Origin of the sequence: Chryseobacterium sp., assembly GCF_008014695.1 — a bacterium.
Lineage (GTDB): Bacteria > Bacteroidota > Bacteroidia > Flavobacteriales > Weeksellaceae > Kaistella.
This window is the reverse complement of record NZ_VOXE01000003.1, coordinates 27,459-47,913: the sequence shown is the minus strand read 5'-3', so window position 1 is coordinate 47,913 and position 20,455 is coordinate 27,459. Positions and strand designations below refer to the sequence as shown.

At 42.0% G+C, this 20,455-nt stretch carries 20 protein-coding genes; 16 read left to right on the top strand and 4 right to left on the bottom strand.

Features of this window, described 5'->3' with window-relative positions; all coding sequences use genetic code 11:
- Window positions 1-19: 19 nt before the first annotated feature.
- From FUA25_RS07970 to FUA25_RS07920, 11 genes are all read left to right on the top strand, one after another.
- The gene (locus FUA25_RS07970) at window positions 20-3,076 is read left to right on the top strand and encodes a TAT-variant-translocated molybdopterin oxidoreductase (RefSeq protein WP_147756390.1); all 3,057 of its coding nucleotides are present in this window, start codon (window positions 20-22) and stop codon (window positions 3,074-3,076) included.
- Window positions 3,077-3,094: 18 nt separating this feature from the next.
- Complete coding sequence (gene nrfD / locus FUA25_RS07965) at window positions 3,095-4,489, top strand: NrfD/PsrC family molybdoenzyme membrane anchor subunit (RefSeq protein WP_147756389.1); 1,395 nt, start codon at window positions 3,095-3,097, stop codon at window positions 4,487-4,489.
- Window positions 4,476-5,006 carry a DUF3341 domain-containing protein gene (locus tag FUA25_RS07960; RefSeq protein WP_147756388.1) on the top strand — a complete coding sequence of 177 codons (531 nt, stop codon included), beginning with the start codon at window positions 4,476-4,478 and terminating at the stop codon, window positions 5,004-5,006. The genes nrfD and FUA25_RS07960 overlap by 14 nt, the downstream gene beginning before the upstream one ends.
- The gene (locus FUA25_RS07955; RefSeq protein ID WP_147756387.1) at window positions 4,999-5,697 is read left to right on the top strand and encodes a c-type cytochrome; all 699 of its coding nucleotides are present in this window, start codon (window positions 4,999-5,001) and stop codon (window positions 5,695-5,697) included. The genes FUA25_RS07960 and FUA25_RS07955 overlap by 8 nt, the downstream gene beginning before the upstream one ends.
- Window positions 5,698-5,708: 11 nt before the next feature.
- Window positions 5,709-7,043, top strand: coding sequence for a quinol:cytochrome C oxidoreductase (locus FUA25_RS07950; RefSeq protein WP_147756386.1), 1,335 nt, complete (start codon window positions 5,709-5,711; stop codon window positions 7,041-7,043).
- Between the two features lie 70 nt (window positions 7,044-7,113).
- On the top strand, window positions 7,114-8,136 hold the full coding sequence (locus tag FUA25_RS07945) for a hypothetical protein (protein ID WP_147756385.1): 1,023 nt from the start codon (window positions 7,114-7,116) through the stop codon (window positions 8,134-8,136).
- 63 nt (window positions 8,137-8,199) lie between these two features.
- A complete protein-coding gene (locus FUA25_RS07940) occupies window positions 8,200-9,354 on the top strand; it encodes a hypothetical protein (protein ID WP_147756384.1) in 1,155 nt (384 codons plus the stop codon).
- A complete protein-coding gene (locus FUA25_RS07935; RefSeq protein ID WP_147756383.1) occupies window positions 9,355-9,891 on the top strand; it encodes an adenine phosphoribosyltransferase in 537 nt (178 codons plus the stop codon).
- Window positions 9,892-9,995: 104 nt separating this feature from the next.
- Window positions 9,996-10,703 carry a tetratricopeptide repeat protein gene (locus FUA25_RS07930; RefSeq protein ID WP_147756382.1) on the top strand — a complete coding sequence of 236 codons (708 nt, stop codon included), beginning with the start codon at window positions 9,996-9,998 and terminating at the stop codon, window positions 10,701-10,703.
- Window positions 10,704-10,707: 4 nt separating this feature from the next.
- Window positions 10,708-11,226, top strand: a complete 519-nt coding sequence (gene ribH / locus FUA25_RS07925; RefSeq protein ID WP_147756381.1) for a 6,7-dimethyl-8-ribityllumazine synthase — start codon at window positions 10,708-10,710, stop codon at window positions 11,224-11,226.
- Window positions 11,227-11,260: 34 nt separating this feature from the next.
- Window positions 11,261-13,339: an LTA synthase family protein gene (locus FUA25_RS07920; RefSeq protein ID WP_147756380.1), complete on the top strand. Its 2,079-nt coding sequence runs from the start codon at window positions 11,261-11,263 to the stop codon at window positions 13,337-13,339.
- Window position 13,340: 1 nt separating this feature from the next.
- Here FUA25_RS07920 and FUA25_RS07915 read toward each other — a convergent pair whose 3' ends face one another.
- Genes FUA25_RS07915 through FUA25_RS07905 form a run of 3 tightly spaced genes read right to left on the bottom strand, consistent with a single transcriptional unit; the run spans window position 13,341 to window position 15,137 of the window.
- Window positions 13,341-14,468: a glutathionylspermidine synthase family protein gene (locus tag FUA25_RS07915; protein WP_147756379.1), complete on the bottom strand. Its 1,128-nt coding sequence runs from the start codon at window positions 14,466-14,468 to the stop codon at window positions 13,341-13,343.
- A 1-nt stretch (window position 14,469) separates the two neighbouring features.
- Window positions 14,470-14,799 (bottom strand): hypothetical protein, encoded by a 330-nt coding sequence (locus FUA25_RS07910; RefSeq protein WP_147756378.1) that lies wholly within the window; start codon window positions 14,797-14,799, stop codon window positions 14,470-14,472.
- Window positions 14,800-14,807: 8 nt separating this feature from the next.
- The gene (locus FUA25_RS07905) at window positions 14,808-15,137 is read right to left on the bottom strand and encodes a hypothetical protein (RefSeq protein WP_147756377.1); all 330 of its coding nucleotides are present in this window, start codon (window positions 15,135-15,137) and stop codon (window positions 14,808-14,810) included.
- Window positions 15,138-15,287: 150 nt separating this feature from the next.
- On the opposite strand from FUA25_RS07905, the gene FUA25_RS07900 reads away from it, so the two are divergent.
- The gene (locus tag FUA25_RS07900) at window positions 15,288-16,142 is read left to right on the top strand and encodes a neutral zinc metallopeptidase (RefSeq protein ID WP_147756376.1); all 855 of its coding nucleotides are present in this window, start codon (window positions 15,288-15,290) and stop codon (window positions 16,140-16,142) included.
- Window positions 16,143-16,231: 89 nt separating this feature from the next.
- Window positions 16,232-16,765 carry a 2'-5' RNA ligase family protein gene (locus FUA25_RS07895; protein WP_147756375.1) on the top strand — a complete coding sequence of 178 codons (534 nt, stop codon included), beginning with the start codon at window positions 16,232-16,234 and terminating at the stop codon, window positions 16,763-16,765.
- Window positions 16,766-16,785: 20 nt separating this feature from the next.
- Here FUA25_RS07895 and FUA25_RS07890 read toward each other — a convergent pair whose 3' ends face one another.
- On the bottom strand, window positions 16,786-17,628 hold the full coding sequence (locus tag FUA25_RS07890; protein ID WP_147756374.1) for a GLPGLI family protein: 843 nt from the start codon (window positions 17,626-17,628) through the stop codon (window positions 16,786-16,788).
- A gap of 151 nt (window positions 17,629-17,779) precedes the next feature.
- Between FUA25_RS07890 and FUA25_RS07885 the strand changes: the two genes are divergently transcribed.
- The 3 genes from FUA25_RS07885 (at window position 17,780) to sufC (ending at window position 20,380) form a co-directional block, all read left to right on the top strand.
- A complete protein-coding gene (locus tag FUA25_RS07885) occupies window positions 17,780-18,109 on the top strand; it encodes a HesB/IscA family protein (RefSeq protein WP_147756373.1) in 330 nt (109 codons plus the stop codon).
- 3 nt (window positions 18,110-18,112) lie between these two features.
- Complete coding sequence (gene sufB, locus FUA25_RS07880; protein WP_147756372.1) at window positions 18,113-19,561, top strand: Fe-S cluster assembly protein SufB; 1,449 nt, start codon at window positions 18,113-18,115, stop codon at window positions 19,559-19,561.
- Between the two features lie 75 nt (window positions 19,562-19,636).
- Window positions 19,637-20,380, top strand: coding sequence for a Fe-S cluster assembly ATPase SufC (sufC, locus tag FUA25_RS07875; RefSeq protein WP_147756371.1), 744 nt, complete (start codon window positions 19,637-19,639; stop codon window positions 20,378-20,380).
- The last annotated feature ends 75 nt before the right edge of the window (window positions 20,381-20,455 follow it).

The following is a 20,455-nucleotide window of genomic DNA, read 5'->3' as shown; positions in this document are numbered from 1 at the left end:
CTAAAAATTAGAAGTATCAATGGCTTCAAACAAAATACAATTCAGAAGTATTCATGAACTGAAAGATCCGGCTTTGAACACCAAGCTGGCTCAGAAAGAATTTCAAAATGAAATTCCTGTAGATGAATTCTCGGGTGATTCCGAAAAAGACTCGGGTACGTCCAGAAGAGATTTTCTTAAACTTCTCGGATTTTCTACGGCGGCCGTTACTTTGGCAGCATGTGAGGCACCTGTAATTAAAACAATTCCTTATGTAGTGAAACCTCACGACATTATTCCCGGAATCCCTAATTACTATGCTTCCACCTATTTCGACGGGTACGATTTTGCCAGTGTGCTGGTAAAAACCCGCGAAGGAAGACCGATTAAAATAGAGCCGAATCCTGCTGCCAACGAATTGGGTAGAACCAATGCAAGAACGCAGGCTGCAGTCCTTTCACTTTATGATAACGATAAAGTAAAACAGCCAAAACTCGACGGAAAGGATGAAACCTTTGATAAAGTGGATGATTTTGTGCTGAAAGGTCTTACAGAAGCACAGGCTGGCGGAAAAAGAATCGTGGTTTTATCACACTCTTTCGCTTCTCCAACTTTCAAGAAACTGTTCGCAGATTTCAAAACCAAATATCCAACCGCTGAACTTGTTACTTACGATGCGCTTCCACATGCTGCGGCGTTAGATGCTGCACAGGAAGTATTCGGACAGCGCGCTTTACCGGTTTACGACCTTGCTAAAACACAGTTGGTGGTTTCTTTCCAGGCAGATTTCCTTTCCGATTTTAACGGAGGATCTTTGGAGAGTTCTTACGCAATTGCAAGAAAACCAGGTCCGCAAATGATGCGTCATATTCAGGTAGAGTCGAACATGTCTTTAGCCGGAGCCAACGCCGATACAAGAATTAAATTAAAACCAAGCTTAGTAAATAAGACTTTGGTTGAAGTATACAACGGACTGAACGGAGGTACTTCTGATAAAATCGCTGCAGGAATTGTAAAAGAACTTCAGGAAAAAGGCAGCAACGCTGTTGTTTTTGCTGACGGTTCCAAAGGAGCGCAGGTTTTAGCACACTTAATCAATCAGAAATTAGCGTCAACTGCTTTCACAGGAAAAGCAAACTTCCTGAAAGAATTCGACGGAGCAAGATATCAGGAATTTTTAGGGTGGATGAATGCAGGCCAGGTTGGCGTGTTGATCACGAATAATGTAAACCCGATTTATTCCAGCAATAAAGGAGAAGATTTCAGAAAAGCTTTGGCAAAAGTACCGTATGTGGTTGCAGTTGCCGATAAGAAAAATGAAATGTACAAAGCTGCAAAAGCAGTGATTCCTGTTGCAAACTGGCTTGAATCATGGGGTGATATGTCTCCGCAGACCGGAGTGTACACTTTGATGCAGCCTACCATTCAGAAAATTTACAAATCAAGACAGATTGAAGAATCCCTATTGGTTTGGATGAACGGTAAAAACAACGCAGCCAACAATTATTACGATTATTTAAAAGCGAATGCTGCCGGATTGATTGGCGGAACAACTTTCAATAAAGCCCTTTACGGCGGAATTATTGCAGGTGGAAACACTGCATCCCTGTCGTACGCCGGCGGAAACGCTGCTCAGGCGGTTGCTGAATTGGGGAATTTCAAAGCTTCTGAGATGGAGTTGGTGCTTTACACCAAAACTTCCATGGGAGACGGAACCCAGGCAAACAATCCTTGGTTGCAGGAACTTCCGGATCCAATTTCCAGACTTTCCTGGGACAATTACCTGACCATTTCTCCAAAAGATGCCGAAAGACTGGGTCTGGAGAATGACCTGAATGCAAGAATGCAGCTCGACGGTTCTGTGGTAAACCTTACCGCAAACGGAGTAACGCTGAAAGATGTTCCTGTATTCATTCAGCCAGGACAGGCTGAAGGTTCTGTTGGACTGGCACTGGGTTACGGTAAAAAGGATTCAGGTGCAGTTGCAGATAACGGAGTAAACGCTTATCCGCTGTTTGACGGATCAAACTTAATTGTTTCCAATATAAAACTCGATAAAACAGGCGAAGACCATGAATTTGCAGGAATGCAGCTTCAGAATACCTTGATGGGACGTTATGAAATCGCAAGAGAAGTTCCTTTGGAATCTTATCTGAATGTAGATTTCAATGATGAAGAATTAGGATGGAACAAGCCATTGGAATACCACACCATCGGAGGTGCTTTACCGGCAGGTAAAATTGACCTTTGGGATGCTTTTGATGATACTGATGGGCCTCACTTTAACCTTTCTGTGGATCTGAATTCATGTACAGGCTGCGGAGCATGTATCATCGCTTGTCAGGCTGAAAACAACGTTCCTGTTGTTGGTAAAGCTGAAATCAGAATGTCTCGTGATATGTACTGGTTAAGAATCGACCGTTACTATTCAGCAATTGAAAAACTGGAAACCCGTGAAGTGGTGGACAGAGGCTTGAATGCCGCAGAACTTTACGGTGGACCTTTCACCGAAGGAATCCTGAATCATCCTGCAGATAACCCGGACGTAATCTTCCAGCCGGTAATGTGTCAGCACTGTAACCACGCTCCATGTGAAACAGTTTGTCCGGTAGCGGCCACTTCACACGGTAAGCAGGGTCAGAATCAAATGGCATACAACAGATGTATCGGTACAAGATACTGTGCAAACAACTGTCCGTACAAAGTAAGAAGATTCAACTGGTTTACATATAACCTGAATGATAAATTCGATTTCCACCAGAACAACGATCTGGGAAGAATGGTGCTGAATCCTGACGTTGTTGTTAGAACAAGAGGGGTGATGGAAAAATGTTCAATGTGTATCCAAATGACTCAGAACACCATTCTTGAAGCCAAAAAAGAAGGAAGAGTCATAAAAGACGGCGAATTCTCTACAGCTTGTGTGAACGCTTGTCCGACAGGAGCAATGAAATTTGGAGATATGAACGATAAATCTTCGAAAGTAAGAGCGCTGTATAACGACAACAGAAGATATACACTGCTCGAAGAAATCGGTACAAAACCAAACGTCTTCTATCACACGAAGGTGAGAAACAGAAAAGAAAACATAGTTTAAATAATAATAAGGTAAAAAATGTCACATTACGAAGCACCGATAAGGGAACCTTTAATTATTGGTCACAAGACTTATCACGATATTTCTGAAGATATCGCAAGACCTATCGAAGAAAGAGCCGGAAAACTATGGTGGATTTCTTTATTTGTAGCCTTAGCTCTTTTTTTATATGGTTTCGGCTGTATTGCTTATACCATCGGTACAGGTATCGGAGCTTGGGGACTTAACAGAACCATTAACTGGGGTTGGGATATTACCAATTTCGTTTGGTGGGTAGGTATCGGTCACGCGGGAACGCTGATCTCTGCCGTACTGTTACTCTTCAGACAGCGCTGGAGAATGTCCGTAAACCGTTCCGCAGAGGCGATGACGATTTTTGCCGTTGTACAGGCTGCTATTTTCCCTGTAATTCACATGGGTAGAGTTTGGGTAGGCTATTGGGTGTTCCCTTTGCCAAACCAGTTCGGTTCTCTGTGGGGGAATTTCAACTCACCTTTGCTTTGGGATGTATTTGCAATCTCCACTTATTTCTCTGTGTCAACCGTATTCTGGTTCATGGGTCTGATTCCTGACTTTGCAATGATCAGAGACAGGGCCAAAACACCTTGGACAAAAAAAATATACACCTTCCTGGCCTTCGGTTGGGGCGGTAAAGCAAAACACTGGCAGCGTTTCGAAGAACTTTCTTTGGTTCTGGCAGGTTTGGCAACCCCATTGGTATTCTCGGTTCACACCACGGTATCCTTTGACTTTGCTACTTCAGTAATTAAAGGATGGCACTCCACCATTTATCCACCGTATTTCGTTGCGGGTGCGATTTTCTCCGGATTTGCAATGGTACAGACGCTTTTGCTTGTTGCGAGAAAAGTATGTCACCTTGAAGATTACATCACCATGTATCATATTGAGATCATGAATATCGTAATCATTGTAACAGGTGGGATGGTAACGGTAGCGTATGCAACCGAATATTTCATCGGATGGTATTCCGGATCAAGATTTGAAGATTTTACGTATCTCTCTCCGGGAGCAGCAACCGGTCCTTACTGGTGGGCTTTCTGGGCACTGATTACATGTAACCTCATCATTCCAGCATCATTCTGGTTCAAGAAACTGAGAACAAACATCATCTGGACTTTCATCGTGGCATTGATCATCAATATCGGGATGTGGTTCGAAAGATTCGACATTATCGTAATCAACCTTTCAAGAGATTATTTGCCGGGATCATGGACGATGTTTAAACCGACAATTATTGACGTAGGAGTTTACCTCGGAACCATTGGTTTCTTCTCGGTACTATTCCTGCTGTATGCAAGAACATTCCCTGTGATTGCACAGGCCGAATTAAAAAGTATTCTGAAAATTTCAGGTGAAACCTATAAAGCAAAAGAAGGAGATGAGCACCACTAAAATAATTTACGGTCTTTATGCCGACGACGATGATTTAATACAGGGTGTTAAAGCATTCAACGATAAAGGAATTAAAATTAATGAGGTTTATACGCCTTTCCCGGTTCACGGGCTCGATAAACTTTTGGGTTTCAAAAAAACCAGAATATCCGATGCCGCTTTCATTTATGCCGTGTATGGAGTAACCATTGGGTCGCTCGTTACATGGTACACCATGAACCACGACTGGCCGCAGAATATCGGTGGTAAACCTGCATTCGACTGGGCGCACAACATGCCCGCGTTTGTGGTACCGATGTTTGAACTCATGGTTTTCTGTGCAGCACACATGATGTCGCTTACATTCCTCATCAGAAACAAAATGTATCCTGGCGCGGCCCCGCAGAATCCTGATCCAAGAACTACGGATGATAAATTTATGATGGAGTTTGCACCGCAGAGTGATGATGAGTTCAATGCAATCAAGCAGACTTTAATTGATACAGGTGTTGAAGAAATAACGGTAAAAGATGCTTAGAATGAAAAAGAATTTATTAAAAATTACGGCGCTTTTAGGTTTGACCACAGTTTTGCTTAACTCTTGCGGTCCCAAAGACACTCCGCCGCTGGTATATTTTCCTGATATGTATTATCCGGTAGCGTATGATCCTTTGATGAAAGCAGAAGATGCTTATTCTGATCATGAAAATGAAATCCCGGCTTTCGTTAAAAACGGTGGAGCAACAGGTTTAGGTCCGGTTGAAGGAACTGTGGCCCAAAATAAAGACGGCGTTTTCGAAGAACGATTGCTTCCGAAAACACCGGATGAATATAATGCTGGATATGACGCTTCCAAAGCAATGACGGCTTCCCCTTTAAACCCGGCCAATCAGGCAAAAGATATTGCAAGAGGTAAAATTCTGTTTGATCATACCTGTTCTGCCTGTCACGGTGTTGCCGGAGACGGTCAGGGTCCGATTGTATTAAGCGGTGCCTATTCCGGAGTTCCTAAATATGCTGACCGTCAAATTACAGTTGGTTCCGTACATTATGTGCTCACCAATGGTAGAAATGCAATGGGTTCCTATGCCGGAATGTTATCAGCAGGTGACCGGTGGAGAGTTGCCATGTATGTCATGAGTGCCTTTAAAGGCGGAGCGGCTGCACCAGTTGCCGCCACTGCTTCTGCGACGGCTGCAACAACCGATTCAACCGCAACTAAAAAATAAAAAGAAAAAAAATGTATAGTTTTTCACCCAAATTAAGATTAATTTCTATTATACTTCTCATTTCCGGATTGGTTCTTTTTGGCATCGGTTATTTTATGAACCACGGAATTGATGAAACCAGAATAGAACAGATGATGGAGTCTATTCATTCGAGCGGGCATGAAATCCGTCCTACCCATTCCAGTGAAATGGTGGGGCCTCAGGATCATGCTGCACATTTGGAACACGCTACAATGCAGGTTCACAATCAGCCTTTGGCTGCCATTCATTTGGTTGCGGTCTTTTTCTTTGGATTAAGCTGCGCGGTCCTGTTCTTTTACTGTATTCAGCATGTTGCTCATGCCGGATGGTCAATTATCGTAACGAGGGTGATGGAAGGTATTGCTTCTTACATTCCCTGGGGTGGCGCAATCCTGATCATCATGATGCTGATCAATATCACGCACAATGGTCATCTGTTCCATTGGATGGATCCGGATCTTACTGATCCCACTTCTCCTCATTTCGATTCCATTCTTTATGAAAAGAGTACATTCTTAAATATTCCTTTTTATGCTTTCAGAACATTCTTGTATGTAATCGGAGCTTCGTTCTTCGTTTGGAAACTTAAAAGAATGTCCAAAAAAGTAGATGAAACAAAATCCAGAGTCGATTATCAGAATCTGTATAAGTGGGCAGTTGGTTATATCGTGTTTTTCGGTTTCTGTTCTGCAGCCTGGGCTTGGGACTGGTTGATGTCTATTGACCCTCACTGGTATTCAACCATGTATATCTGGTACTCTATGGTAAGCTGTTTGGCAAGTGCTGTAGCAATGATCATCCTTGTGAGTGTGTATTTAAAGAAAAAAGGATTCCTTCCTCAGTTTAATGACAATCACCTGCATGATTTAGGAGTTTTCCTTTTTGCAACAAGTATGCTTTGGACTTATACCTGGTTTGCACAGTTCATGCTTTACTGGTATGCCAACGTTCCGGAAGAGGTGAATTATTTCTTCGGAAGATTCGAATATTATGCACCGACTTTCCTTCCGATGCTTGTTATTAATTTCCTTTTACCTTTATTGGTGTTGGTAAGTTCAAGCATCAAAAGAAACTACACTGTAGTAACTGTGATGGCGGTTGTGGTAATTTGCGGACATATCTTGGACTATTTCAATATGGTAATGCCGGGAACGGTTGGACCCTACTGGAAGACACCGGAAGTATTGCTGCTGGTTTTAGGCTCAGTTCTGTTTATTGTGGGTCTGTTTACCTTTGTGGTGATGACGGCTTTATCAAAACTCAAACTGATCCCAACCGGAAATCCATTCCTCAAAGAATCAGAGATTTATGAATATCCGTTCTAACAGGTAACAAAATAATTAAAATTCCGACTAACTTTTTTAGTCGGAATTTTTTTATTTAAAAACCATAACTATGAAAAAACTAATTCTATTTTTTGCCGTTTTTACGGCATTTGCGTTTCAGGCTCAGAGAATAACTTTTGTCTCGGAGAAAACCGGGAAACCGCTGCCGAAAGTGATGATCTTCAGCAATTCCGGTGAACTGGTCACAACTTCCAATATCGATGGGAGTTTCGAGAAAGACTCTTTGAAACCGTTTCAGAATGAATACGCCATGGTGTATGAAAACGAATCGTTGGGAACCCTGCAACTTCAGGACCTCAATAAGGCTACAATTAAACTGAGAGATAACGTTATCGACATAGAACCCGTTGTAGTCACTAACAATAAAGCCGACGCAAAATATATTTTACTGAAGGGAAATTTCAACACCTATATTTTCCTGAACAATAAACTCAACAGTTATGCTGACGGAATTGTTACCTATATCTTCAACAACAAAACAAAAAAACTGAAAGACATCAGGATTGAACAGTACCGGATTTTTGAACTGATTAATTCCGGCAATAACCGTAAAGTAGTGGCCGACTGGAATTATAAAAGCGGTCTTCGGGCCCCCGACCTCAAAAGTTTGTCTCAGATTGATGATTTTAGAAAAAATAAGAGACTCACCTTCAGAGAAGTCTCAACGTCTACCAAGGATGCGGTAGAAGTTAGTGCTGAAGCCCTTCAGGACAAAGAACTCTCTCTTTTCGGTTACAGGATTTATGATGTGAGAACGGGAGTGGATGTTTCATTCGAAAAGGACAGCAAAAAAGCGCTGCGTGATCTCCTGGAATACAAAAAAATGAACACTTTTAAGCTGAAACATAAATCTGAGCCTGCTTATAACAAAGTAACGGAATACCAGAATTTTTACCCTTCTGACCTGAGTTACACCGACAGTGATGACGTTCCTTCCGTAAAGCTCAACGAAGACAGGAGTTCCTATAAAAATGCTTATTGGAATGAGCCAGGTTTCCCGAATATGCAGACTGTATTCGCCAATTTTTTTAAAAATGACCTGAAAGAAGTGCAGAATAACGGCTCAAAATAAATGGCAAACATCTGTCCCGGCTTTTGTCGGGATTTTTTCTAAATTTGTATAAAACCATTTAAGATGAAACGTTTTACCCTTTTCCTGATTTCAATACTCTTTTTCTTCACCGGCTGTAAAAAAGATTCAGTGGATGCTACCACAACACAGTCGCTGCAGTCGAGTATAAACGATATGGCTTCGAGCCTTTCCACACTGCAGCAGGTAAAATTTAACGAGGCGCTTTATATCCTGAAAACTTTCGGGGTGGAAGCGGAAGGGGATATGAACGAGCTGAAAGCACTCGGAAAGCTCATCAACGGGAAGAAAGTGCCGGAAATTTTCGCTTTGGCGGACAAAACTGCTCAGGAGAACGGAATTGATTGGTCAAGTACCGGTCCACCTTCTTTGGGTGAAATGAACATTTTCGGAAATGATGCTGCTAAAGAATCTGACCCAAACGATATCTCAGCGAACAGTTTGAGCATCGTGACCAATCCGGTTGCTATGGACAGTATTTTAGGCCCCAAATCGCTTCAGGTAATTCCACGGTTATTGGATGGTTCCGGGAAGCCCGTGTCATTCTCAGGCGCTGGATTGGAAGCAGTAATGGAAGTTTTCAGTAACGGTAACCGCATCATGACCTCTAAAAACCTGATGCAGGACAATAATTTCAAAGGGTTCAATCTGAAATTTGCCTCCTTGCCGGCAGAAAAAATCAATAACAATAAAATCGATATCACGGTAACCGTAAAAACATCCGCAAAGACTTTCAAAATGTCGAAAATCGGAGTGTTAGTCAATCCGAAAGCGCTGCTGATGCCGGAAGGAACTCCTAAAAACCCGGAAGAAATGGTAGACCCTGCAACAATCGGTGAAAATGGCGCCGTGGTTACCGACCCTTCCTCCACAATTCCCGCAGCAGGAGATCCGAAAACCACGGTGACGAAATTCCTGAATAATTTAAGCACCCAGAATCTTCGCGGTGCTTACGAAACTTCCGATAATCCGAACTGGGGCTCCTACGAGAATTTTGCAAATCCTACTTCCGGTTTTGGGGCGGTTAAAAATGTTACGGTGAAAAATATTTCGGGTGGTTCTGCCGCAGGAACCACATCAAATGTGAACGCAACGTACGACGTAACCGATAAAAATGGGAAAACGACCGCATTACAGGTAACTTTCGGCCTGAAAAATGTGAACGGAGAATGGAAAATTTCTAGTTATAAAATCAATTAAATGAGTTCAACCACCCTTATCAGAAAATTAGAAAGTACGATCGAGAACATTTCCGATTTCCCCATTCCCGGAATTGAGTTTAAAGACATTACACCCATCTTTCTCGACCCGAAACTCTACGAGGAAGTGATTGCCGATCTGGCTGATTTCAGCCGCGGGAAAGTGGATGCCGTCTGCGGGATTGAAAGCCGCGGCTATCTTTTCGGAATCGCAGTGGCTGTTGCGCTTGAGGTACCATTCATACTCATCAGAAAAAAAGGAAAACTTCCGCCGCCATTTATCAGCGAAAAATATGATCTTGAGTACGGAACTGCAGAAATTGAGATGCGCGAAGGGCAACTGAAGCCCGGACAAAGGGTTTTGGTACATGACGATCTCCTTGCAACCGGCGGCACCACCGAAGCAGCGGCAAAACTCGTTGAAAAACAGGGCGCAAAAGTAACCCAGTTCAGTTTTTTAATTGCATTGAAAGACCTTTCCGGAGAAAAAAAACTGTCAAAATTTCAGGCTGAAATTCATAAAATTCTGGAATATTAAGCCGCCTGATGACGATTCTTCTTTAAAATCATCATTAAAGTAAAAATACTATTTTGTAAATCGCTCAAAAACAGTTAAATTTGCACTTCAATTTTTAAAATATTATGGCAAAACAGCAGCATACGAACAAGCATGACATGGAAGGTAAGGAAACAGTAGAAGTTTTCAGAGACCTGGACAGAAGTGCACTGGATACGGAACGATTTATTGAAAAACATGCTAAAACCCTCATCGGGGTTTTTGTAGCCCTTGTCTTAGGCGTTTTGGTGTATTTTCTTTATCAGAATTTTATCGTTGCCCCTAGAAATACAGAAGCAATGATGGGTTATCTTGCTGCCCAGAGCAAACTTGCCGAAGGCAAAGATGCAGAAGCGCTCGGCGGAAAATCTGCTGCAAACCCAGGCTTTTTAGGAACCTATAACGAATTCACGAACACGAAAGTGGGGAAACTTTCTGCGTATAATGCAGGTCTTCTGAAATTCAAAGAAGGCAAATATCAGGAAGCTTTTGATTTGCTGGATAAATTTTCATCAGACAATAAAGTGCTGATGGCGTTGAAGTACGGCGCAATGGCCGATTGCCAGTCTAACCTCAACAAAGATGGTGAAGCATTTTCACTGTTGGATAAAGCTGCATCTGCATCTGATGATCCTTATACTTCTTATTATTTTACAAGAAAAGCGGGCATGTTGGCTCTGGCTTTGAAAAAGAAAGCGGAAGCAAAGAAATATTTCGCGACAATTGATGAGAAATACCAGGATTATGACAACGGCATGTCTGATGCTTATATCGAAATGACCAAATATTATTAAAAACATGGCAACTGTAAATCTTTCAGATTACAAACCATTACAAATACAACATGCTGATTCTTTTAGAGTCGGCATTGTTGTTTCAGAATGGAACGATTTTGTAACCCATAACCTGCGCGATGCGGCCTTGGACATTTTAACCGCCGAAGGCGTAAAAGAGGAAAACATCAGAGTTTTTAAAGTCCCGGGCGCATTCGAACTCAGTTATGCGTCGATGCAGCTCTGCAAAGAAAGAAAATACGATGCGGTGATTGCCATCGGTTGTGTGATCCGCGGAGAAACTCCGCATTTTGAATTCGTGTGTTCCGCCGTAGCGCAGGGAATTAAAGACTGCAATATCCTAAGTGATACGCCCACTGTTTTCTGTGTTTTAACCGATAATACAAAAGAGCACTCCATCGCCAGAAGTGGCGGAAATTGGGGTAACAAAGGGGTAGAAGCTGCAGTTACCGCCCTTCAGATGATTGATTTTAAGAAAAATCTTTCCGAGAAGAAAGGCAATATCGGTTTCGGCACTCTTTAAGTCTGAAATATTAGCTCAAATTTAAACCTTTAAAATGCTCCTCTCCAAACTTAAACCTTTTCTGCACCTCGGAATTTTCTATGTGATGATTTCCCTGATGTTAAGAGTCGTTTTTATTTTCCATCCGATTACAGCGGCTACGTTTGGTTTTATGGAAGTTTTAAAAATCCTTACTGTCGGCCTGTTGAATGATATTTTGGTGTTCATTTTGGCAAGCAGTGTTCTGGCACTGTATTTCCTTTTTCTTTCAGATTCAAAGTTCAGGAGACCTTCTGGCTATCTGATTTTCGGACTGTTGATATTAGCCTTCATCTATACCGCTTTTGTCCCCGGAAATATATTTAAACAGTACGGAGGTTCAGTAGCCATAATCGCGATGATTTTTCTAGGGCTTAAAGCGCTGCTTTTCGGACTGATGCTTTTTCTGCCGGAAAAGCGGGTGAAAATCAGGAATGTTTTATATTTCATCACCATTTTTCTTTATACTGTTCTCATTATTTTCAATGCGGTAAGCGAATATTTTTTCTGGAATGAATTTGGCGTCCGGTATAATTTCATCGCGGTCGATTATTTAATCTACACGAACGAAGTCATCGGAAATATTCTGGAAAGTTATCCGGTGGTTCCTTTATTCCTTGCAATCTTTTCATTGAGCCTTGGCGTGACATGGTTTATTTATAAAAAGACAAAGGCCGGACTGCTGACTCTTCCAAATTTTACACAGAAACTGTGGCTTCTGGCCTCATTTGTTTTCCTTTGTGGACTGAGTTTGATGCTGCTTCCGAAAATGGGAGAAATTAAATCTGAGAATACTTTTGGATCGGAAATTCAGGCCAATGGTTTTCCTAAATTCTTTCATGCATTTACACATAACGAACTCGATTATTTTCAGTTTTATCCTGTATTAAACCAGAAACTGGCTGAACAGAATTTCCTGCAACAGTTCGAGCCCCAGCTTTTATCAAGACCGGTGACTTCTGAAACCCCGGAACTTAAAAAAAACGTGGTGCTCATTTCTATTGAAAGTCTTTCTGCAGATTTCCTCGAGCATTATGGGAATAACCAGAAAATCATGCCTTTTATGGACAGCCTCGCCGACCGCTCTTTAATGTTCACGAATCTTTATGCCACCGGAAACAGAACTGTTCGCGGTCTGGAAGCTTTAACACTCTGTATTCCGCCGACTGCGGGGGAAAGCATCATTAAAAGGATCGATAACAAAAACAAATTTACGACTGGAAGTGTTTTTAAATCAAAAGGATATGATGTAAAATTCCTCTACGGCGGATACAGCTATTTCGATAATATGGCCGATTTTTACCAAGGAAACGGTTATGAAATTGTTGACCGCAATAATTTTAAGCCCGAAGAGGTCTCGTTCGCCAATGTTTGGGGTGTAGCAGATGAAGACATGGCGAAAAAGGCAATTTCTGAGATGAATCAGGAAGCCAAAGCAGGTAAATTGTTCTTTCATCACTGGATGACGGTGTCCAATCACCGCCCTTTTACGTATCCTGAAGGCAGGATCGACATTCCCGGCACAGCAAAATCACGCGAAGGAGGCGTAAAATACACCGATTATTCACTGCGGAAGTTTTTTGAGATGGCCAAAAAAGAAGATTGGTATAAAAACACGGTTTTTGTAATTATTGCCGATCACTGTGCCTCCAGTGCGGGAAAAACGGAACTTCCGTTGGAAAAGTACAGGATTCCGGCGCTTATTTTTTCGGAAGGTTTCATCAAGCCCCAAAAATTTGACGCACTGATGTCGCAGATCGATGTGATGCCTACCTTATTCGGCTTGCTTCACTTCAGTTATCAGTCTAAATTCTTAGGTCAGGATGTTTTCGCGAAGCAGTTTGTACCAAAGGCTTATATTGCAACTTATCAGGATTTGGGTTTAATAAAAGATAATTATCTGACATTGATTTCACCTACCAAAAAAGTAAAACAGTATGCGTTAAATCTGCAGAAATCAGACCTGCCGGCAAATTTCAAACTCTATTACGATGAAAATGCGGTGAAAGTTCCCAAAAAATCTTTGGTGGACGACTGTATTTCGGTCTATCAGTCAACGAGTTTCTGGCTGAAAAACAAATTGCTGAACAAGTAATTTAAGAAATAAGATGCGGCACAAACCGGCTCTGGTTGTTTGTGATTAAATTTACGCTTTCCCGCACTCCGATTCCTGCAGGTTCCTGTCCAACGATCCAGCTGCCGATGACCGGATAATTATCGCTGAAATTCGGCAGGTCGAAAAACTGCTGGTAAATAAATCCTTCTTTGCCGTAAATGCCACTGTTCTGTTCAACCGGAATGTGGTTTTTAAACAAAGAAATATTGGCGCCTTCACGCGAATAAACCGGTTTTTTTGCGTAATTCAATAAATGTCTGGGTTCCGTATAACTTTCCAGCAGATAAGGATGGTGCGGAAAAAGTTCCCATAAAACCGGAAGCATGGCTTTGGAAGAAGCCAGAATTTTCCAAGGCGGTTCGATCCATTGTGTCTTGTCGATATTCTCCGCGATTTTTTTACCGAAATCTTCCTCCAGAATCCATTCATAGGGATACAGTTTGAAAATTACCTTCATGAGGCCGCGGTTTTCATCGATAAATTCCTTGATCTCTTCGGCCCATCCGATATCCTGAACAGCGATAAAAGCCGTTTCCAGGCCGGCCTGCGAAGCACAGTCGCGCATATACTCCACATTCGTAACGTCTTCAATATTCGTTAGCGATGCGAAATGGACAAAATCACTTTTTAGAAAAGGTTTCAGGTATTTCCAGTAGTCAATGAGTTTTTCATGAATGGAATTGAATTGGTCCTTCTGCGGAAACTGATCCTTGAGCCAGTACCACTGCACCACAGATCCTTCAAAAAGGGAAGTTGGTGTGTCTGCGTTGAATTCGAGAAGTTTGAGATTCTGTCCGTCGAATCCCAGATCGAATCTGCCGTAAAGAGAAGGGAAATCCTGTTCCCAGCTTTGGACTATGGAATTCCGGAACCATTCCGGAATGCTGAATTTAAAAAAAAGATTTTTTGAAATCACATGCTCCACCGCTTCCAGATACATCTGCCACAGTTCTGCAGTCGCTTTTTCGATATGGTTGATTTCCTGAAGTTCAAATTCGTAATATGCCGTTTCGTCCCAATACTGGTCATCGATGGAATGATATCCGAAACCTAAATTCTCCAGTTTTTCCTGCCAGTTATCACGCGGCGTAATTGGAATTCTTTTCATTTTATGAAGAAGCCCTGAAGCCTGATTTTCCCATTCCACCTCTAACTACATTGCCTTTGTAGGCATTTTTGCCGACATTAGATTTTGCAGAAACGGCATCGCTGTAGTAGCCTCTCTGAAAACCTTTCGTGCCGTAGTAACCGTAAGGCCGGAACGCATGAAACAGCAAAAGTCCGGTTATAAAACCGTGAGACCTGGTATATTGCGCCGTGGAATCAGATCTCATATATACTTTTTTCTCTCCTTCCCAGGTTTTTTCTTCCGGCTTTGTGCTGCAGCTGGCTAAAATTCCGGTAACGAAAACGAGCGTGATCTTTTTGCTTCTTTTCATCTCAAAAATTATTGAACAGTGATATAGAATTCATAGTCCTTTTTTACGGTTTGCTTCACATCGTTGCCATTATTTGAAACGGACACAACTGTATCGCCCAGAACAGGAATGGTATCCCGCTTGATGATCTCTCTTGCGAGGCTGTTTTTGACCCACACCTTATGCCGGGTAACCAGAATATCGGCAGAATCAGCATGTTCCACAGAAACCACAGTTTCTATGGAACCGTTTTTTGAAACGGAGGCTACGGCATCTTCTTTGTCATTTTCTTCGTTACACGAAATTAAAAATACCAAAGCAAACACAACGGAACCGAATCGGCTTATTTTTTGTATCATGGGTTTTTTGAATAGGCATCAAAATTAAGAAAATTGTTTATTTATTTGCCAAAATATTTAACTTTGCCCGAATAATGCTTGAATAAAATTCAGCAATTAAATAAATCATTCTTAGATAATTAAAAGACATTAAAAATTAAAGAAGAGCATATGAAATGGACAAATGACAGGAGTGGTAATGTGGATGACCGGCGCGGAAGCGGGGGTGGTGGCGGAATGTTGGTGGGAGGCGGTCTCGGAAGCCTCATTATTGCAGCCATTGTGTTTTTTCTGGGCGGTGATCCTTCAGCGATTCTTTCGTCCGGAAACAGTGGCGGTGCGCAGACCGAACAACGTGATTTAACGCCTGAAGAAATGAAGGTGAAAGAGTTTGTTTCCATGGTTACTGCAGAAAACGACCAGACCTGGAACAAAATTTTTGCTGAAAACGGAATGGAATACACACCTGCAAAAGTCGTGATGTTCGAAAGTGTAACCCAGTCCGGCTGCGGAACTGCGCAGGCTGCAATGGGACCTTTTTACTGTCCGGCAGACCAAACGGTTTATATGGATATGAGCTTCTTTAAAGAACTGGAACAGAGATTCGGCGCACAGGTAACAGAATTTTCAATTGCTTACGTCATGGCCCACGAAATCGGACATCACGTTCAGACGCTTCTGGGAACTACGCAAAAAGTGGATCAGTTAAGAAACAACGGTCAGTATTCTGAATCTGAAATGAACAAAGTTTCAGTGGCTACGGAGCTTCAGGCTGACTTTTATGCCGGATTATGGGCAAAACAGACTGATAACCGCGAGAATATTCTGGAACCGGGCGATATCGAATCTGCTATTTCTGCCGCAGAAGCGGTTGGTGATGATAATATCCAGAAACGCTCTCAGGGATATGTAAACCAGGAAGGTTTCACCCACGGAAGTTCGGCCCAGAGAAGAGAATGGTTTATGAAAGGCTACAATACCGGTGACATCAAACAGGGCGACACCTTCAATGCACTGTTAAAATAAATCAAATTTTTTAAAAATCTAAATCCATTTCTGGAAAGAAATGGATTTTTTATCGTGTGTTTTTTTTAACTTTAATTGAAAATTCAGCTATGAGTTTATATTTTGTTGCCATTGCGCCAGATTCGGAACTGAGTGATAAAATCCGGACGATCAGCCGGGATTTTTTGGAACGGTTTGAATCCTCGAAGGCATATAAAAACTTTCCGCATATTACGGTGATACCGCCTTTTCAGTATGATGGCGATAAAGAAAGCGAAGTGGTGGGTAAATTTCTGAAAATGAACCTGAATGCTTCTCCCTTTCATATAAAGCTTTGCGGCTTCTCCTGTTTTCCGAATAAAAATCATCCGGTAATATTTATCAAACCGGAAAATTCAGCAGAACTGAAGGAAGTTTACAGACAGATAAATCCTGCGATGCCGTTTAACTATATCAGTAATTTCAATCCTCATCTTACCGTCGCTTATCGGGATCTGAGCACTGCAAATTTTGAAAAAGCCTGGAAGGAATATGAGACCAAACCCTTCGATGAATCTTTTCTGGTCGAGAAAATAGGCTTATACAAACATTTTAACGGAAAGTGGAATCTGATTTCCGAGAAAGAATTACATAAAAAATCCTGAAACCAGGTTCAGGATTTTTTCTATTTCAGTTCAATCGGATTGTTATTCTTTTTCTGCTCCTCCTTCACTCTTTCCTCTATTCTTTTTCTAATTTCAGGATCATTGGGATTCATAGCACGTCCTGACGAATTTCCTCCTCCTATCATTACTCTTCCTCCGCCCGAAGCTCCCTGGCTCATGAAGGACATCGGGTCTTTCTTGTATTTTTCCATTTGCTTGGTGAAAGCATCTCTTTTCACTTTAATAGTGGTTCCGCGTTGCACGAGCGACGGTAATTCTGTGATTTTTTTTGATTCCTTTAAGTCGAAAGAATAATCTCCTTTCGAATCCTCTGCCTTCACAATTAATCCCGGTAGTCCGGAAAATTTATACGGTCCGTCCTGAAACGGAATGTCAGATGTAAACCAGGCAAACCAGGTTCGTCCGGCAAAGTTCGTTTCTGCTTTCTGTGTTTTGTAGTCGCCTATTTTAGCGGTTTCCGGAAGGATTTTCCATTCCATCGGGCGGTCTTCTTCGTATGCGTACTGGTCTCTTGCGATTCTGGATTTGTAGGTTTTGGTGCCGGTTTTTAAATCTTTTTCAACAGTAAAATCGATGTTCGAACGAAGGTTTTCCATTTGGCTGCGGTCAAAATTGAAACTTCCGGTTTGCATCATTTTGCCCATAATGGAATCCCTTTTCAGCTGTTTTTCTCCATAAAAAAGAGATTTCTGAGAATCGATGTCCAGATAGGCCATTTCGCTTTTAGATGCTTCGGGATGAATGGAATCTGTTCTCATGGTGACCTGATAAATGAAGCGGTTTGCCTGAGCAAAAAATATTTGTGAACAAAGGGCGACTGAGAACAAAAGAATTTTTTTCATGGGATAAATTTTGGTGCCTTTTTGATGACCGAAGCCGCGCAAAGTTAAACCGCTGCATCTATTTACATCATAGACAAATATACCGCCACAAATTTGATTTTCGTTTTATTATTAGTAATTTTGCAATCTAAAATAAGTCTAAATAAAAACAATGATAAAAGTCAGTGATGAAGCAAAAGCAAAAGCCATTCAGTTAATGACTGAAGAGGGTTTCAGGCCTTTTGAGGATTATATCAGAGTCGGCGTTAAAAGCGGCGGTTGCTCAGGGCTTGAGTATGTTCTTAAATTCGATAAGGATAAAACAGAGACCGATCAGGTTTTTGAAGATAACGGAATTAAAATTATTATTGATAAAAAATCAATCCTTTATCTTGCCGGTACCGTGCTTGAATTTTCAGGCGGTCTGAACGGGAAAGGGTTTGTATTCAACAATCCGAACGCCAACAGAACCTGTGGCTGCGGAGAATCCTTTAGTTTATAAATTATGTCAAAATATACCGAAGACGATTTAAGAGTCGATCTCGAAAATAAAAAATACGAATTCGGCTGGGAAACAGAAATTGAATATGAAGATTTTCCGACCGGACTGAACGAAGATGTCGTTCGCGCCATTTCTGCCAAAAAAAATGAGCCGGAATGGATGACAGAATGGCGTCTGGAATCCTACCGCATCTGGCAGAAAATGGAAGAACCCGACTGGGCCAATGTTTCTTACCAGAAACCCGATTTTCAGGGCATTAAATATTATGCTGCCCCGAAAAAAAAGCCCGAACTCGCCAGTCTTGACGAAGTGGATCCTGAACTTCTGAAGACCTTCGCAAAACTCGGAATCAACATCGATGAGCAGAAAAGACTTTCCGGAGTTGCTGTTGATATTGTGATCGATTCTGTTTCCGTAAAAACGACTTTCCAGAAAACGCTGAAAGAAAAAGGAATTATTTTCTGTGCCATCTCCGAAGCGATCCAGGATCATCCGGATCTCGTGCGCAAATATCTTGGAAAAATAGTTCCGAGAGGCGATAATTTTTATGCCGCCTTAAATTCCGCTGTTTTTTCAGACGGAAGTTTCTGCTACATTCCAAAAGGCGTGAAATGTCCAATGGAGTTGTCCACTTATTTCCGGATCAACCAGTCAGGAAGCGGACAGTTCGAAAGAACACTGCTGATTGCCGATGAAGGAAGTTATGTTTCCTATCTCGAAGGATGTACTGCACCCGCAAGAGATGAAAATCAGCTTCACGCAGCTGTTGTGGAACTTTTCGCGCTGGACAATGCCGAAATCAAATATTCAACCGTTCAGAACTGGTTTCCCGGTGATGAAAGCGGTAAAGGAGGGGTTTTCAATTTCGTGACCAAAAGAGGGATTTGTGAAAAAAACGCGAAAATCTCCTGGACTCAGGTAGAAACAGGCTCTGCCGTTACCTGGAAATATCCGAGCTGTATTCTGAAAGGCGATAATTCTATTGGCGAATTTTATTCGATAGCCGTTACGAACAATCATCAGTATGCTGATACAGGGACAAAAATGATTCATATCGGGAAAAACACCCGTTCAACAATAATTTCCAAAGGAATTTCTGCCGGAAAATCGAACAACTCTTACCGTGGTCTGGTGAAAGTGATGCCTTCAGCAAAGGGAGCGCGGAACTTTTCTCAGTGCGATTCCCTTTTAATGGGGAATGAATGCGGTGCCCATACTTTTCCGTATATCGAAATCAAGGATCCGACGGCACAGCTTGAGCACGAAGCGACAACCTCAAAAATCGGTGAAGACCAAATCTTCTACTGCAACCAGAGAGGAATTGATACCGAAAGGGCAATTGCACTGATCGTAAACGGTTTCAGCAAAGAAGTCCTGAACAAATTACCGATGGAATTCGCGATCGAAGCACAGAAACTGCTTGAAATTTCGCTTGAAGGTTCAGTAGGATAATTCATAAATAATAAACATTAAAAGCAATTCGTAATTACGGTCATCTGACGAGCTAATTACCTTATTCACAACAGCATGCTGAAAATAAATAACTTACACGCCGGAATTGAAGACGGTGCAGAAATTCTAAAGGGAATCAACTTACAGATCAATCCGGGCGAGGTTCACGCGATCATGGGACCGAACGGTGCCGGAAAATCCACGCTTTCATCCGTCATTGCCGGAAAAGAAGAATATGTGGTTACCGCTGGTGAAATTCTTTACCAGGGTCAGGACATTCAGGAAGATGCTCCGGAAGAAAGAGCCCACAAAGGGATTTTTCTTTCGTTTCAGTATCCGGTAGAAATTCCGGGAGTCTCCGTAACAAACTTCATCAAAGCTGCTCTGAATGCTACAAGACAGGCCAACGGTCTGGAAGACATGCCTGCGCGTGAAATGATGGCGCTCATCCGCGAAAATTCAGAAAAACTCGGAATCAAAAAAGATTTTCTTTCCCGCTCCCTCAACGAAGGTTTTTCCGGAGGTGAAAAAAAGAGAAATGAAATCTTTCAGATGATGATGCTGAATCCGAAACTGGCCATCCTTGATGAAACCGATTCCGGTTTGGATATCGATGCCCTCAGAATTGTAGCCGACGGCGTGAACTCTTTCCGAAACGAAGGAAATGCCGTTTTACTTATCACGCATTACCAAAGACTTCTCGATTATATTGAGCCTGATTTCGTTCACGTTTTGGCCGACGGAAAAATCATCCGTACCGGAGACAAAAGTCTTGCGCTGGAACTCGAAGAAAAAGGGTACGACTGGCTTTTGAACTAGTTTGAAACGCCTGAAGACGCAGTATTCTGAACGTTATATACATCAGAAGCACTTCAGGTCTGCTCAAACCGCACC